This window comes from Herbaspirillum sp. VT-16-41 (genome assembly GCF_001994935.1).
Lineage (GTDB): Bacteria > Pseudomonadota > Gammaproteobacteria > Burkholderiales > Burkholderiaceae_D > Herbaspirillum > Herbaspirillum frisingense.
The window spans coordinates 219138-232447 of the sequence record NZ_MUXB01000095.1 but is presented as its reverse complement, the minus strand read 5'-3'; the positions used below and the strand labels follow the sequence as shown (position 1 = coordinate 232447).

Annotated in this window: 10 protein-coding genes; 8 read left to right on the top strand and 2 right to left on the bottom strand. The window is 64.7% G+C overall.

Annotated elements, in window-relative coordinates:
* Window positions 1-94: 94 nt before the first annotated feature.
* Window positions 95-838, top strand: coding sequence for a CDP-diacylglycerol diphosphatase (locus BTM36_RS07985; protein WP_077235833.1), 744 nt, complete (start codon window positions 95-97; stop codon window positions 836-838).
* 56 nt (window positions 839-894) lie between these two features.
* On the opposite strand, the gene BTM36_RS07980 is transcribed toward BTM36_RS07985, so the two are convergent.
* Window positions 895-1785 (bottom strand): LysR family transcriptional regulator, encoded by an 891-nt coding sequence (locus tag BTM36_RS07980; protein ID WP_077235832.1) that lies wholly within the window; start codon window positions 1783-1785, stop codon window positions 895-897.
* A 170-nt stretch (window positions 1786-1955) separates the two neighbouring features.
* On the opposite strand from BTM36_RS07980, the gene BTM36_RS07975 reads away from it, so the two are divergent.
* The 5 genes from BTM36_RS07975 (at window position 1956) to BTM36_RS07955 (ending at window position 7707) form a co-directional block, all read left to right on the top strand.
* Entirely contained in the window at window positions 1956-2702 is a 747-nt protein-coding gene (locus BTM36_RS07975) for an SDR family oxidoreductase (protein ID WP_077235831.1), read from the top strand.
* A gap of 214 nt (window positions 2703-2916) precedes the next feature.
* The gene (locus BTM36_RS07970; RefSeq protein ID WP_039875855.1) at window positions 2917-4173 is read left to right on the top strand and encodes an Hsp70 family protein; all 1257 of its coding nucleotides are present in this window, start codon (window positions 2917-2919) and stop codon (window positions 4171-4173) included.
* Window positions 4174-4254: 81 nt separating this feature from the next.
* Entirely contained in the window at window positions 4255-5103 is an 849-nt protein-coding gene (locus tag BTM36_RS07965) for a MurR/RpiR family transcriptional regulator (protein ID WP_077235830.1), read from the top strand.
* A 467-nt stretch (window positions 5104-5570) separates the two neighbouring features.
* Window positions 5571-7019, top strand: coding sequence for an MFS transporter (locus tag BTM36_RS07960; protein WP_077235829.1), 1449 nt, complete (start codon window positions 5571-5573; stop codon window positions 7017-7019).
* A gap of 22 nt (window positions 7020-7041) precedes the next feature.
* Window positions 7042-7707 (top strand): aspartate/glutamate racemase family protein, encoded by a 666-nt coding sequence (locus tag BTM36_RS07955; RefSeq protein ID WP_077235828.1) that lies wholly within the window; start codon window positions 7042-7044, stop codon window positions 7705-7707.
* Window positions 7708-7725: 18 nt separating this feature from the next.
* On the opposite strand, the gene BTM36_RS07950 is transcribed toward BTM36_RS07955, so the two are convergent.
* On the bottom strand, window positions 7726-8568 hold the full coding sequence (locus BTM36_RS07950; RefSeq protein ID WP_077235827.1) for an aldo/keto reductase: 843 nt from the start codon (window positions 8566-8568) through the stop codon (window positions 7726-7728).
* A 206-nt stretch (window positions 8569-8774) separates the two neighbouring features.
* Between BTM36_RS07950 and BTM36_RS07945 the strand changes: the two genes are divergently transcribed.
* Both BTM36_RS07945 and BTM36_RS07940 read left to right on the top strand, forming a co-directional pair.
* Window positions 8775-11048 (top strand): CHASE2 domain-containing protein, encoded by a 2274-nt coding sequence (locus BTM36_RS07945; RefSeq protein ID WP_077235826.1) that lies wholly within the window; start codon window positions 8775-8777, stop codon window positions 11046-11048.
* Between the two features lie 569 nt (window positions 11049-11617).
* Window positions 11618-13309, top strand: coding sequence for a ShlB/FhaC/HecB family hemolysin secretion/activation protein (locus BTM36_RS07940; RefSeq protein ID WP_051110922.1), 1692 nt, complete (start codon window positions 11618-11620; stop codon window positions 13307-13309).
* Window position 13310 lies beyond the last annotated feature (1 nt).

Below are 13310 nucleotides of genomic sequence, written 5' to 3'. Positions count from 1 at the left end.
CTGTCATGGAGCCGACATGCCCAGGTGGTAATCTACGCAGCCTGCCACCCACTGCAACCGGGCCGCCGCGGCCCTACTGCCGGGAATGACATCGATGCGACCATTCTCTTGCCTGCTCCTGATCTGCCCTCTCTTGCTGCTGTGCAGCCCGTCCGCCACCGCAGCCGCCGATCCCCACAAGCTGTGGGAAATCACCAGCCAGCAATGTGTGCCATCCATGCAGGAGCGGGGGCAGCCGCAACCCTGCGCCATGGTGGACCTGCAACGCGGCTTCGTGATCCTCAAGGATCTGGTGGGTCCGGCCCAGTACCTGCTGATGCCGACCCGGCGCCTGACCGGTATCGAAAGTCCGGAACTGTTAAGGGAGGATGCGCCCCGCTACTGGGCCTATGCCTGGGAACAGCGCTGGCGCGTGGCGCAGAAGCTGGGGCGCCCGCTGGAAGATGAGCAATTGGGTGTGGAAATCAACTTCGCCGCCGCGCGTTCGCAATTGCACCTGCATCTGCACATGGACTGCATGCGGCGCGACGTTGCCGCCAGCCTGGCCAGGCATCGCGACGATCCGTTGAAGCAGTGGCTACCCTGGCATTTCGAGGGCCATCGTTATTGGGTCATGCGCCTGCCTGCCGATGCCCTGCAGCAGGATGATCCCTTCCGGCTGGCCGCCGCCGGCAGCGCCTATGCAGCCGCCAACATGGCCTCGCAGTCCTTGCTGCTGACCGGGGCGCGCCTGGCCGACGGCAGTGCCGGCTTCTTCCTGGTCAACATGCCGGTCAACTTCGACCTGCAGGAACCGGGCAGCGCCGAAGTCCTGATGGACCACGACTGCAGCTGGTAGCGGAGCAGATCACTCCCCCAGCCCTCAGTTCCTCAGTTCCTCAGTTCCTCAGTTCCTCAGTCGGACAGCTCCTGTACCAGCGTATCGAATACCAGGCGCAGCCGTGGCGGCACCGGGCCACGCTGTGGGCGGTACAGATAGGTATCCCAGGGTTCCGGTTCATGTTCCCCCAGCACCGGCACCAGGCGTCCGGCGGCGATGTCGTCATCGCACAGGAAGCCGGCAATCTGACCGATGGCCATGCCATCCCTGACCAGCAGGTATTCCGCTTCCGAGTCATCGCAGACGAAGCGCGCATGGTCGGCGTTCATCTGGCGATCCCCGGCAAACATCCATGGCCATAGCCGGCCGGTGTCGCGATCGAGAATGCCGGTACAGGGCAGGGCGGGCAGGTCTTCCAGCCTGGCGGGTGTACCGTGGCGGCGCAGGAAGCGCGGGGTGGCCACGACATGAAAGCGGGTCTTGCCCAGCCGGCGCACCACGAAGCGGTTGTCGCGCAACGCCCCCACGCGGATGCCGATGTCGATCTTTTCCCCGACCACGTCGGCGCGCTGGTCGGTCAGGCGCAGGTCGAAGCGCAGGCCGGGATGGGCGTTGGCCAGCCTTTCCACGATGGGCAACAGGCGACTGCGCCCCAGTGCCGAGGGCGCGGCCAGTCGCACTACGCCGCTCATGTCGTCCGGCGGGCTGGCCGGATCCGGGGCGAACAGGCCATCAAGCTGTTGCAGGCTGCTGCGGGCGCGTTCGGCCAGCTGTTCGCCGAAGCTGGTGATGCGCACCTGGCGGGTGTTGCGGTGGAACAGCATCTCGCCCTGCAGCCGTTCCAGCTCCTGGATCGCGCGGGTGACCGCCTGCGGCGAAATGCCGAGATGGATGGCGGCATCCTTGAAGCTGCCGGCGTCGGCGGCTGCACAGAAGATACGCAGCATCTCCAGTCGGTTGAGCATGATGATTCCTTAAATTGGAATTCTGTAATCTTATCATTTCCATTGTTTGGCATAGTCGCCGTGACCATAATCCTTCCATCGATATGCAGCAACCGCAGCAACCACAGCACCGACAGCATCAGCAACACACATTGGCAGGCATTCACAATATCCATGGAAAGGGATTCATCATGAGCAACAACATCAAGAACAAGGTCATCGTCATCACCGGCGCCAGCAGTGGGTTGGGCGAAACCACGGCGCGCCATCTGGCCTCCCTGGGCGCACGGCTGGTACTGGGTGCGCGTCGCACCGAGCGCCTGCAGAAATTGGTGGCCGATATCACCGCCGCTGGTGGCGAGGCCATTGCGGTGACCACCGACGTCGCCCGCCGCGCCGATGTGGAAGCGCTGGTGGCGCAAGGCGTGCAGCACTTCGGCCGCATCGATGTGCTGGTCAACAATGCCGGCATCATGCCGCTGGCGCCGATGGCCAAGCTCAAGGTCGAGGAATGGGACCGCATGATCGACGTCAACATCAAGGGTGTGCTCTACGGCGTGGCCGCTGCACTGCCGCGTTTCTCCGCCCAGGGCTCGGGTCACATCATCAATGTGGCCTCGGTGGCCGGGATCAAGGTCTTCGCCGGTATGGGAACCGTGTATAGCGCCACCAAATTTGCCGTGCGTGCACTTTCCGAGGGCCTGCGTACCGAAGCACCGGAGGGCGTGCGCACCACCATCATTTCCCCGGGGGCGGTGGATTCCGAACTGAAGACGCATAGCAGCGACCAGGAAACCTCGGCCGCCGTGCAGGCCTGGTACGAAGCCAACCAGATTCCCGCCGATTCGGTGGCCCGTGCCATCGCCTATGCCATCGAGCAGCCGGAGAACGTGGACATCAGTGAAGTGGTGCTGCGTCCGGTGGCCCAGGAATTCTAAGTTTTCCACAGGCCTCAGGCGATCCGCTGCCATAGAAGGCGTCGGGACGGCAGACATGCCGCCCGGCGCCTTTTGTCGTCCTGACATTGTCGCCACGGCAAGGAAATGCGCACGGCATGTTGCTTGCTTCAAACGCTGCCGGACATCCGTGCAGACAAGCACGGTGCTTTTCTATATGATTGCCGGCCGAAAAAACAAGGAGTGATCGATGGCGATGGCGAACGCGTGCGGTGTGGATTTCGGCACCTCCAATTCCACCGTCGGCTGGCTGCGCCCGGATGCCGGGGATTCCCTGCTGCTGCCGCTGGAAGAAGGCCGTGCGACGCTGCCATCGGTCGTGTTCTTCAACGCCGACGAGAACAGCTTCAGCTATGGTCGCGCCGGACTGGGTGAATACCTGGCCGGCTATGAAGGCCGCCTGATGCGCTCGCTCAAGAGCCTGCTGGGCTCCGGTGCCATCGATGGCCAGACCGAGGTCGGCGGTCGGGCGCTGCCGTATCGTGGCCTGCTGTCGCAGTTCATCGGTGAATTGAAGCAGCGCGCCCAGCGTGCCGCCGGCACCTCGTTCTCCAGCGTGGTGCTGGGTCGTCCGGTGCATTTCGTGGACGACGATGCGGCTGCCGACCAGCTGGCGCAGGATACGCTGGAAGAGATCGCGCGTGACGTCGGTTTCAAGGACATCGCCTTCCAGTTCGAACCGATCGCCGCCGCCTTCGACTACGAGTCGCGCATCGACCGGGAAGAGCTGGTCCTGATCGTCGACATCGGCGGGGGTACCTCCGACTTTTCGCTGGTACGCCTATCGCCGCAGCGGGCGCAGCGCAGCGAGCGCCGTGATGACATCCTGGCCAATGGCGGCGTGCACATCGGCGGCACCGACTTCGACAAGTATTTCAGCCTGGCCTGCGTCATGCCGCTGCTCGGCCTGGGCGGCCGCCTGCAGGGCAATGCCGAGATCCCCTCCAGCTATTACTTCAACCTGGCCACCTGGCACACCATCAACCAGCTCTACACCCGCAAGGCCTGGCAGCAATTGCAGGACGTGGGGCGCGAGGTGGCCGACCGCGAGCGCTTCTCCCGCCTGCTCGATGTGGTGGAGCAGCGCTGCGGCCACTGGCTGGCCCTGCAGGTGGAAGCCGGCAAGATCGCACTGTCCTCGGCGGAGCAGACCGTGCTGGACCTGGAGCGCCTGCGCAATCCCGAACAGCTGCAATTGCAGCGTAGCGATTTCGATGCCGCCGTCGATCACCTGGTGCAGACGGTGGAGCAGACCGTGCTGGCGCTCTTGAAGCAGGCCGGCCTGCGCGCCGACGATATCGACAGCGTGTTCTTCACCGGTGGCTCCAGCGGCGTGCGCCTGCTGCGCGAACGCATCGCGGCCCTGGCGCCCAAGGCACGCCATGTGGAAGGTGACCTGTTCGGCAGCATCGGCAGTGGCCTGGCCATCGACGCGGCGCGCAAGTTTGGTTGAACTGCGGCCTTTCGTGTCGCGATAGCTGCTATACAATGCGGCGATCCTGATAGCACCGCAGCGGGCCCGGCCCGCGCCACCATGAGACCTTCTTCCGAATCCTTCGTGCGCCGGGTGCGCAGCAAGCTGGACGAGTTGTCGAGCACCGAGCGCCTGCTGGCGGACTTCCTGCTGGAATTCCCGGGCGAACTGGCCAGCTACGCCGGCAACGAGCTGGCGCAACTGGCCGGCGTGTCGCCCTCCACGGTGAGCCGGTTCATCCGTCGCATCGGCTATGACAGCTACGAAGAAGCCCGCCGTCACGTGCGCGAGGAGCAGGAAGTCGGCTCGCCCCTGTTCCACGGCAGCAGTGCCGGTGCGGCACGCCAGGTGCGCTCGGTGGCGGCGCACTTCCAGCAGTCGCAGGCCAATCTGGCAGCCACCTTCGAGCGCCTGTCCGACGCTACCATGGCCGAGATCGCCCGCGCCATCGTCGGCGCCCCGCAGGTGCTGATCTTCGGCAGCCGCAGCAGCCAGGCCTTTGCGCTGTACCTGCGCTGGCAGATCATCCAGGTGCTGCCGCGGGTGATGGTCATCCCCGGTCCCGGCGAGACCCTGGCCGAATACACCGCCGGCCTGTCCGAGCGCGATTGCGTCATCGTCTTCGGTACCCGTCGCCAGACCAGCCAGATGGACCGCCTCCTGCAGGCGGCCGTGCGTGCCGGAGCCCATATCCTCTACATCAGCGACCATGCCTCTCCGGATTGCACCCAGGCCCACTGGTCCCTGCAGGCCCAGTGTCGCGGTCCCGGTCCGCTGGACAACCATGTCGGCGTGATGGCCTTGTGCGACCTGTTGGCCACCCTGGTCATCGATGCCAGCGGCGCCGCCGGGCGCAAGCGACTGGCGGCGGTGGAGCAGGAGCATGAGGAGCTGGGGGATTTCGAGTAATCCCCGGCTTGCCGGTTTGAAATAGTGATTTCAGGGAATCTACCGGTTTGACTCCCTGTTTTCATGCAGGTGGCGCACTGGTACGGTGCGCGGTGACTGTCGCGCCGCCTGTCGCTGCCCCGGCGGGGCGCACCCGATGTCACCCCTGAAAGGGCGCCGCCAACGGGCAGCCTGGCTTCGTCTCTCTTCCGACATCCCCACTCCTGGCGGCTTTGCCGGCTACGCCGATGTTCCTGAAAGCTGGATTTCATACATTAAGCATTGCTGGCATGCAGATTGCTAATAGCCTGGCGTGAGTGAAATTTGAATTTCATAAAATACTATTTATTGAAATCAAACTTCCATTTGCGGGCATGCTGGACTACAGTATCCGAACGGTGACATGCAGTAGCCGTGGTTCCACAGCCTTGATTCGACCGCAGACCGAGCAGCATTCATTTGCCATCCCTACGCACGAGGAGCAGACCATGGCTGGACCCACACTTTCGTCGCCGGACATCCCGAATTCGCCGCGCGTAGCCGAGCTGGACGGCGCGCTGGACAAGATCGGCGTGACCCGTTCGCACCACACCATCATCTTCCTGATCCTGATTGGTTGCCTGTTCGACAGTTTCGAACAGAACGCCATCGGCCTGGTCGGTCCCCTGCTCAAGCAGCAGTGGGGGCTGTCCGCCACCGATATCGGCCTGCTCAATACCGTTACCTTCGCCAGCGCGGCCATCGGTCGCATCGTCTCCGGGCTGGTGGCGGACCGCTATGGCCGTCGTGTCATGCTGAGCCTGGATCTGCTGCTGTTCACGCTGGGTGCGGGCATCTGTGCGCTGGCACCGGACCTCACCGTCATGGCCATCGGTCGCGCCATCGTCGGCTTTGGCCTGGGCGGGGAGATCGCCATTGCGGTCACCATGCTGGCCGAGTTCTGCTCCAGCAAGTTCCGTGGTACGGCGGTGGGCCTGGTCAACGTCGGTGCCGGCGGCATGGGCAACTTCCTGGCGCCGGCCTTCGGCTTGCTGGTGTTCACCCTGTTCCCGGGCGAGAACAGCTGGCGCTGGCTGTTCTTCTGCCTGATGCTGCCGGCCCTGCTGGGTGCCTTCTACCGTCGCTACATCCCGGAGACCCCGCGTTTCCTGCTGTCGCGCCACAAGATCGCCGAGGCCAATCAGGTGCTGGCGCGCCTGGCCAGCGGCAAGCTGTCCGGCCCGGCGCCGCAGGGCCAGGCCTGGATCAGCGATGATGGCAAGCGCGAGCAGGCGGCACCGGTCAAGGTACGCTCGATGGAAATCTTCCAGGGGGCGCTGGCCCGCCGCACGCTGCCACTGTGCATTGCCATCTGGATGACCTATGGCGCGCAGATCTCGGTGTTGACGCTCATGCCGACCATCCTGGTAAGCCTGGGTTACACCATGTCCAAGAGCCTGTTGTTTACCATGGTGATGCAGAGCGGCAGCCTGCTGGGTGCAATTGCCGCCTCGGCCTTCGGCTTCCACCTGCCGCGCAAGCGCGTGCTGACGGCAGGTGCCATCGGCGCCTGCCTGGCGGCTTTGACCATCGGTTTCCTGGCCAAGAACATCGTGCTGATCCTGGCGGCCGGTGCGGTATTCCAGTTCTTCGTGCTGTTGCTCAACACCACCATCTGGATCTTTGCGCCGGAACTCTATCCCACCCGGGTGCGCGCCTTCGGCACCGCCTTCATCCTGGCCACCGGCACCGCTGCCGGCGCCTTCATGCCGCTGGTGGCCGGACGCCTGTTCGACGCCTTTGGCCTGGCCGGCGTGTTCGGCATGATCGCGGCCATGTATGGCATCTTCACGCTGGCCGTGCGCACCGTTCCCGAAACCTATGGCAAGTCGCCCGATGCGCCGCTGCAGGACGACGCCCCCGAAGCGCCGGTGCAGGCGGTGGCGGCGCGTAGCTGATGCATTTTCTGTCGAGACTGGCATGCCGCATATCCTGCTGATCAACCCCAACGCTTCCCGTGCCACCACCGACATGATGGTGGCCATCGCCCGCGCCGAGCTGCCGGCCGCCTATGGCATCAGTGGCGTCAGTGCCGGGCAGGGGCCGGGGATGATCGTCAATGCCGACGAGCTGGCGGCGGCTGCGCCCGAGGTGGAACGCAACTGGCGCGAGGCCGGTCGGCATAGCGTGGGCGCGATCATCAGCGCCTTCGGTGATCCGGGTATCGAACGCCTGCGCGCGCTGGATGGACGCCCGGTGGCAGGCCTGTGCGAAGCTTCGATGCTGGAGGCCGCCCAGGGCGGTCGCCGTTTCGGCATCGCCACCGTTACGCCCGAACTGGCCGGGGTGATCGGCGAGAAGGCGGTGCAGGCCGGGGTAGGCGGACTCTATACCGGTATCCGTCTGACGGCGGGCGATCCGCGTGTGCTGGCGACTGATCCGCAGGCACTGGAAGAGGCCCTGGCCCAGGCCGTGCGCGAATGCGTGGAGATCGATGGCGCGCAGGCGGTGGTGATCGGTGGCGGCCCGCTGGGCCAGGCGGCCATTGCCCTGGCACGGCGATTCACGGTGCCGGTGATCGCACCGATCCCGGCGGCGGTGCGTCATCTGCTGAAGTCCTTGCAGGCGCTGGAGACGGCAGCCTGAGCATCGCCTGCAAGCGGCTTACAGCATCGCCAGCGGTACCTTGCGGCGGGGCGGGGGGAAAGCGGCGTCCAGTTCCTTGAGGTCGGTCTCGTCCAGGGCCAACGCCAGGCAGGCGCGGTTGGCCTCGACGTGGGCGACGTCGGCCGCCTTGGGAATGGCGATCACGCCCGGTTGTCGCACTACCCAGGCCAGCGCCACCTGTGCCGGTGTCGCGCCGTGACGTTGCGCTACGGCGTGCAAGGCCGGGTTCTTCAGGATGCGGCCCTGTTCGATGGGCGAATAGGCCATGACGGCCATCCCGCTTTCCTGCGCCTGCGGCAGCAGGTCGTATTCGATGCCGCGACGGGACAGGTTGTAGAGCACCTGGTTGCACAGGGTGTGCTCGCCCTCCGGTTCCTCCAGCAATTCCCCGATGTCGTCGGTATCCAGGTTGCTCACCCCCCAGCCACCGATCTTGCCTTGCGCCACCAGGGCCTGCATGCCTTCGATGGTGGCGGCCAGTGGATGGGAGCCGCGCCAGTGCAGCAGGTAGAGATCGATATGCCCGGTGCCCAGGCGCTTGAGGCTGGCTTCGCAGGCGGCGATGGTGCCGCGCTTGCTGGCGTTGTGCGGCAAGACCTTGCTGACCAGATAGACCTGTTCGCGCCGGCCGGCGATGGCCTGCGCCACGATGCGCTCGGCATTGCCGTCGGCGTACATCTCGGCCGTATCGATCAGGGTCAGGCCCAAGTCGATGCCGGCCTGCAGGGCGCGTACCTCGGTGGCGGCAGCGGCGCGGGATTCGCCCATGTTGCAGGTACCTTGTCCGAGAACGGGGACCTGCGCGCCATTGCGCAGCGTGATCAGCGGGATGGGCTTCATCTGTGGCTCCAGCAAGAGGGGTGGAAAGAGTGGATTAGAACCCATTTTCGCCATCGGTTCATCGCGCCGTGCCAATGGGGCTCATCCATGCCCGGCCGATAGCTGATGATGCCGCCAGGCAATATGGCCACAGAGCGCCGATTGTGGCGGCGACCAACTACTGGCATGATCGCAGCCAATCAAAAAGGGAATCCGGGGGAAAGTCCATGCTGCGTCGTTTGCGTACCGCCTTTGGCAAATACTGGGCGCGCTGGTTGCTGGCGCTGGTACTGACCGGCGTGGCGGGTGCGCAGGTCATGGGCATGCTGCCCAACCGCCTGGTGGAGCGACTGGACCTGTTCTTCTATGACTTGCGCATGCGGGTGGCCAAGCCCGATCTGGACCCGCGCATCGTCATCATCGACATCGACGAGAAAAGCATCGCCGAGATCGGCCGCTGGCCCTGGAGCCGGGACGTGGTGGCGCAACTGGTGCGGCAGATGACGCAGACCTACCAGGCGCAATCGGTGGGCTTTGACGTGGTGTTCGCCGAACCCGATACCAGTTCCGGTTATGGTCGCCTGGAACAGCTGGCGCAGGGACCGCTGAAGGATGTGCCGCAGCTGGCGCGGCAGTTGCAGGTGCTCAAGCCGCAGATGGACTACGACGCTCGCCTGGCCGAGGCCCTGCAGGGACAACCGGTGGTGATGGGCTACAACCTCTCCAATGAGTCGGGTGCCATCGCCAAGGGGCAGTTGCCACCGCCGGCCTTCAGCGTGGCCGACCTGGGCGGTCGTGCACTGGATGTGACCCACTGGCAGGCCTATGGCGCCAACCTGCCGCAGCTGCAGGCAGCGGCCCGGGCGGGCGGCTTCTTCAATCCCATCCCGGACGACGACGGCCTGATCCGCGCCGTGCCGCTCATTGCGCAGGTGGGTGATCATTTCTACGAATCGCTGGCACTGGCGACCTCGCGCGTGGCGCTGGGTGGCAGGCGCATCAAGCCGGTCTTCCTGCAGCGCCAGGATGTGCTGTTCGAGGGGCAGTTGCGCGACTATGGCGCGCTGGCCGGCATTGCCGTGGAAGCCAGGCCGCAGCCCCTGTTCATCCCCGTGGAGCGGCACCTGACCACGCTGGTCACCTATCGCGGTGCGGGCGGTCCCAAGGGCGGCGCCTTCCGCTACGTGCCGGCGGTGGACGTGATCCGTGGCACCTATCCGCATGACCAGCTGGATGGCCGCATCATGCTGGTCGGCACCACCGTGCCGGGCTTGAACGACCTGCGGGCCACCCCGGTCAACCCGGTCTACCCGGGGGTGGAAATCCATGCCAACCTGATCGCCTCCATCATCGATGATGATTTCAAGGCCCGGCCCGATTTCGCGCAGGGTTACGATGCCCTGCAAGTGCTGCTGGTGGGCTTGCTGATGGGCCTGCTGTTGCCGATGCTGGGTCCGCTGGCATCGATGCTGCTCACCGTGGGGGCAGCGGCTGCCCTGGGCGGGCTCAACTTCTGGCTCTACGACAGTGCCGGCATGGTGTTGCCACTGGCCACCGCGCTGCTGCTGGTGGCCATGCTGTTTATCTCCAACCTGGCCTGGGGCTACCTGTTCGAGTATCGCAACCGCAAGGCCATCGTCAACCTGTTCGGTGAATATGTGGCGCCGGAGCTGGTGGCCGAAATGGCCGCCAATCCGGAAAGCTACAACATGGAGGGCGAGATCCGCGAGCTGACCGTGATGTTTTCCGACGTGCGCGGTTTCACCACCATCTCCGAGAGCCTGCAGCCCAATGAGCTGCGCGAATACATCAACGTCTATCTCACGGCGATGTCGGAAGACATCCGCGGCAATCGCGGCACCCTGGACAAGTACATCGGCGACGCCGTCATGGCCTTCTGGGGCGCGCCGCTGGAACTGCCCGACCATGCCGCCCGGGCGGTCGCCACGGCACTGAAGATGCAGCAGACCACGCTGCTGCTCAACGAGGAATTCATCCGTCGCAACTGGCCGCCGCTGAAGATCGGTATCGGTCTCAACAGCGGGCAGATGCGCGTGGGCGACATGGGCTCGAAGATCCGCAAGGCGTATACGGTCATGGGGGACGCGGTAAACCTGTCCTCGCGGCTGGAATCGATCACCAAGGTCTATGGCGTGGGCGTGCTGGTGGGCCAGGCCACGCGCCAGGCGGCGCCGCAGTTCGCCTATCGCGAGCTGGACCGGGTGCGGGTCAAGGGCAAGAACGAGCCGGTACCGATCTATGAACCGCTGGCACTCGAAAACGAACTCGACGCCGTCTTGCGCGCCGAGGTCGAACGCTGGCATGCGGCACTGGCGCTGGTGCGCGCCCAACGCTGGGACGAGGCCGAGGCCGCCTTGCTGGCCCTGCAGCAGGAGCAGCCGCGTGGTCTGTACACGCTCTACCTGGAGCGCATCGCCCACTATCGTGTCACGCCACCGGCAGCAGACTGGGATGGCGTGACCACCTTCGAGACCAAATAGACGCGCCTGAAGGACGACGACATCCGGGTCGACCATCGCATCCTGGCGGTCGTTGTCGGGTGGGGTGCGAACCCGATTTGACGGTGCAATGGACAGTTGCTCTCACCCCCTGAGGCGGCTTGAAATTCTTTACATCTGGCCGGGGAAATTCATTTCCGTGTGGAAATTTGTTTCGGCTAAAAGTGGCGCAAACGCCCACTGGAGGCGGTTAAACGACGATTATTGTCGACTCGGTCAGGACTAGTCAGTATACTTTACAAGCATCAATAAGCGGTGCCGCCTGGAAAGGCGGCAGCGTATCCGGCAGCGATCCATCCCTCCCGCAAGAAGGGGAACATCGGTGTCCGGATGATTCTGCTTCAGGGGTTCCTTCTCGTATTCGTATTTCGCTGTGGGGCGTCATCGCCGTGGACGGGGCATCGTCGTGTCGTCCACGAGCGCGTGCCTGCGCGCCTGCACCATTGATCGGGGTGATCGGTGGTATAAGGACATGGCGGGAGGGGGCAGGGGTGCGTCGCGCGGGCGACGCACATCGCAAACAAGAAAACAGGGAGAGCCTTGCCGCAGGCATGGCTGTTGAGACGATGAAACGATGCTTGCCGCATTATGTAATGGGGATGGCGCTGCTGGGCGCAGCCGCGGGTGCCATGGCGCAAACGGCCACGCCCGCGCCGGGTGTGGCCATGTCGGCGCCCAGGGATGAGCGCTTCGATATCCGCCGCTATGACGTGCAAGGCAACAGCCTCTTGTCGCAGTCCCGCATCGATGCCGTCGTGGCGCCTTTCACCGGCCCGGGCCGGGTCTACGGCGATATCCAGCAGGCCCTGGAGGCGCTGGAAAACGCCTACCGCAGTGCCGGTTACAGCGCCGTCCAGGTCAGCGTGCCGGAACAGGAACTGACCGGCGGCGTGGTACGCCTGCAGGTGGTCGAGGCGGTCATCGGCAAGGTGGTGGTGAGCGACAACCGTTACTTCAGTGAACAGAACATCCGCGCCAGCATTCCCGACCTGCGCGAGGGCAGCGCCCCCAACCTGCGCCGCATTTCGGAGTCGGTGCAACTGGCCAACGACAATCCGGGCAAGCAGATCAACGTCAACCTGACGGCTTCCGAGACCAGCAACCAGATCGATGCCGCCGTCGGCGTCAAGGATGAGAACCCGCTGCGCCTGTTGCTCAACGTCGATAACACCGGCAGCGGCGATACCGGCCGCTGGCGTACCGGCGTGGCCCTGCAGCACTCCAACCTGTTCAATCGCGATCATGTGGCCACGGTGGCCTACACCACCTCGCCGGACTCGCCCTCGGGCGCCAAGGTGGACCTGTATTCGCTGGGTTACCGGGTGCCGCTGTATGCGCTGGGTGACAGCCTGGATTTCATCTACGGTAAATCCAACGTCAGCTCGGGTCAGACGCTGGCGCTCAATTCCACCCTCAACATCACCGGCCGTGGCGAAGTCTATGCACTGCGCTGGAACCACTTCTTTGCCCGCAGCGGGGAGTGGAGCAGCAAGCTGGTCTTCGGGGCGGACTACAAGAAGGTCGAGTCGTCCTGCGCCATCGCCGGCGGCCTGCTCAATGGCGCCAACATCAACACCTGCGTGCCTTACTCCACCCTGCCGCTGTCGGTCAGCTACAGCGCGCAGCGCCAGAGCGTGGGCCAGATCATCGACTACAACCTGGGCATCGCCCGCAACCTGGCTACCGGCCAGGCACGGCGCAACGATAGCCTGAATGTGACGGACCGCTATTCGCTCTTCACCGGCTCGCGCCGGTCGATGGACAATTTCATCGCCATCCGTGGCGGCGCGTCCTGGTTCAAGGGCTTCGAGAACGACTGGCAGGTGCGCCTGGCCAGCGCCCTGCAGATTTCACCGCACGCCCTGCCGCCAGTGGAGCAGTTCGGCATGGCGGGTGCCAATACCGTGCGCGGCTTTACCGAACGTGCGGTGGCCGCCGACAGTGGCGTGGTCCTCAACAGCGAAGTCTATACGCCCGACCTGCTGGCCAAGCAGGAGGTGCGCGGGAACATGCGCCTGCTGGCCTTCTTCGATGCCGGCCGGGGTGCCAATAACAACGTGACGTCCGCTTCCACGCTGCCTTCCACGGTGACGCTGGCCAGCTTCGGTGCCGGCGTACGCTACACCCTGGGCCGTGATTTCAGCCTGCGCCTGGACGTGGCGCGCGTGCTGCTCAATGGCAATTCGGTGACCGAACAACGCGGCGATCTCAACGCCCATCTGAGCGCAATCCTGGGGTTCTGAC

What these genes read in the sequence shown, in the direction of transcription:
- BTM36_RS07960 (WP_077235829.1), top strand. Translation starts at nt 5,571, where the DNA reads ATGGCTGGACCCACACTTTCGTCGCCGGACATCCCGAATTCGCCGCGC.
- BTM36_RS07965 (WP_077235830.1), top strand. Translation starts at nt 4,255, where the DNA reads ATGAGACCTTCTTCCGAATCCTTCGTGCGCCGGGTGCGCAGCAAGCTG.
- BTM36_RS07980 (WP_077235832.1), bottom strand. Translation starts at nt 1,785, where the DNA reads ATGCTCAACCGACTGGAGATGCTGCGTATCTTCTGTGCAGCCGCCGAC.
- BTM36_RS07945 (WP_077235826.1), top strand. Translation starts at nt 8,775, where the DNA reads ATGCTGCGTCGTTTGCGTACCGCCTTTGGCAAATACTGGGCGCGCTGG.
- BTM36_RS07955 (WP_077235828.1), top strand. Translation starts at nt 7,042, where the DNA reads ATGCCGCATATCCTGCTGATCAACCCCAACGCTTCCCGTGCCACCACC.
- BTM36_RS07975 (WP_077235831.1), top strand. Translation starts at nt 1,956, where the DNA reads ATGAGCAACAACATCAAGAACAAGGTCATCGTCATCACCGGCGCCAGC.
- BTM36_RS07970 (WP_039875855.1), top strand. Translation starts at nt 2,917, where the DNA reads ATGGCGAACGCGTGCGGTGTGGATTTCGGCACCTCCAATTCCACCGTC.
- BTM36_RS07940 (WP_051110922.1), top strand. Translation starts at nt 11,618, where the DNA reads ATGGCTGTTGAGACGATGAAACGATGCTTGCCGCATTATGTAATGGGG.
- BTM36_RS07950 (WP_077235827.1), bottom strand. Translation starts at nt 8,568, where the DNA reads ATGAAGCCCATCCCGCTGATCACGCTGCGCAATGGCGCGCAGGTCCCC.
- BTM36_RS07985 (WP_077235833.1), top strand. Translation starts at nt 95, where the DNA reads ATGCGACCATTCTCTTGCCTGCTCCTGATCTGCCCTCTCTTGCTGCTG.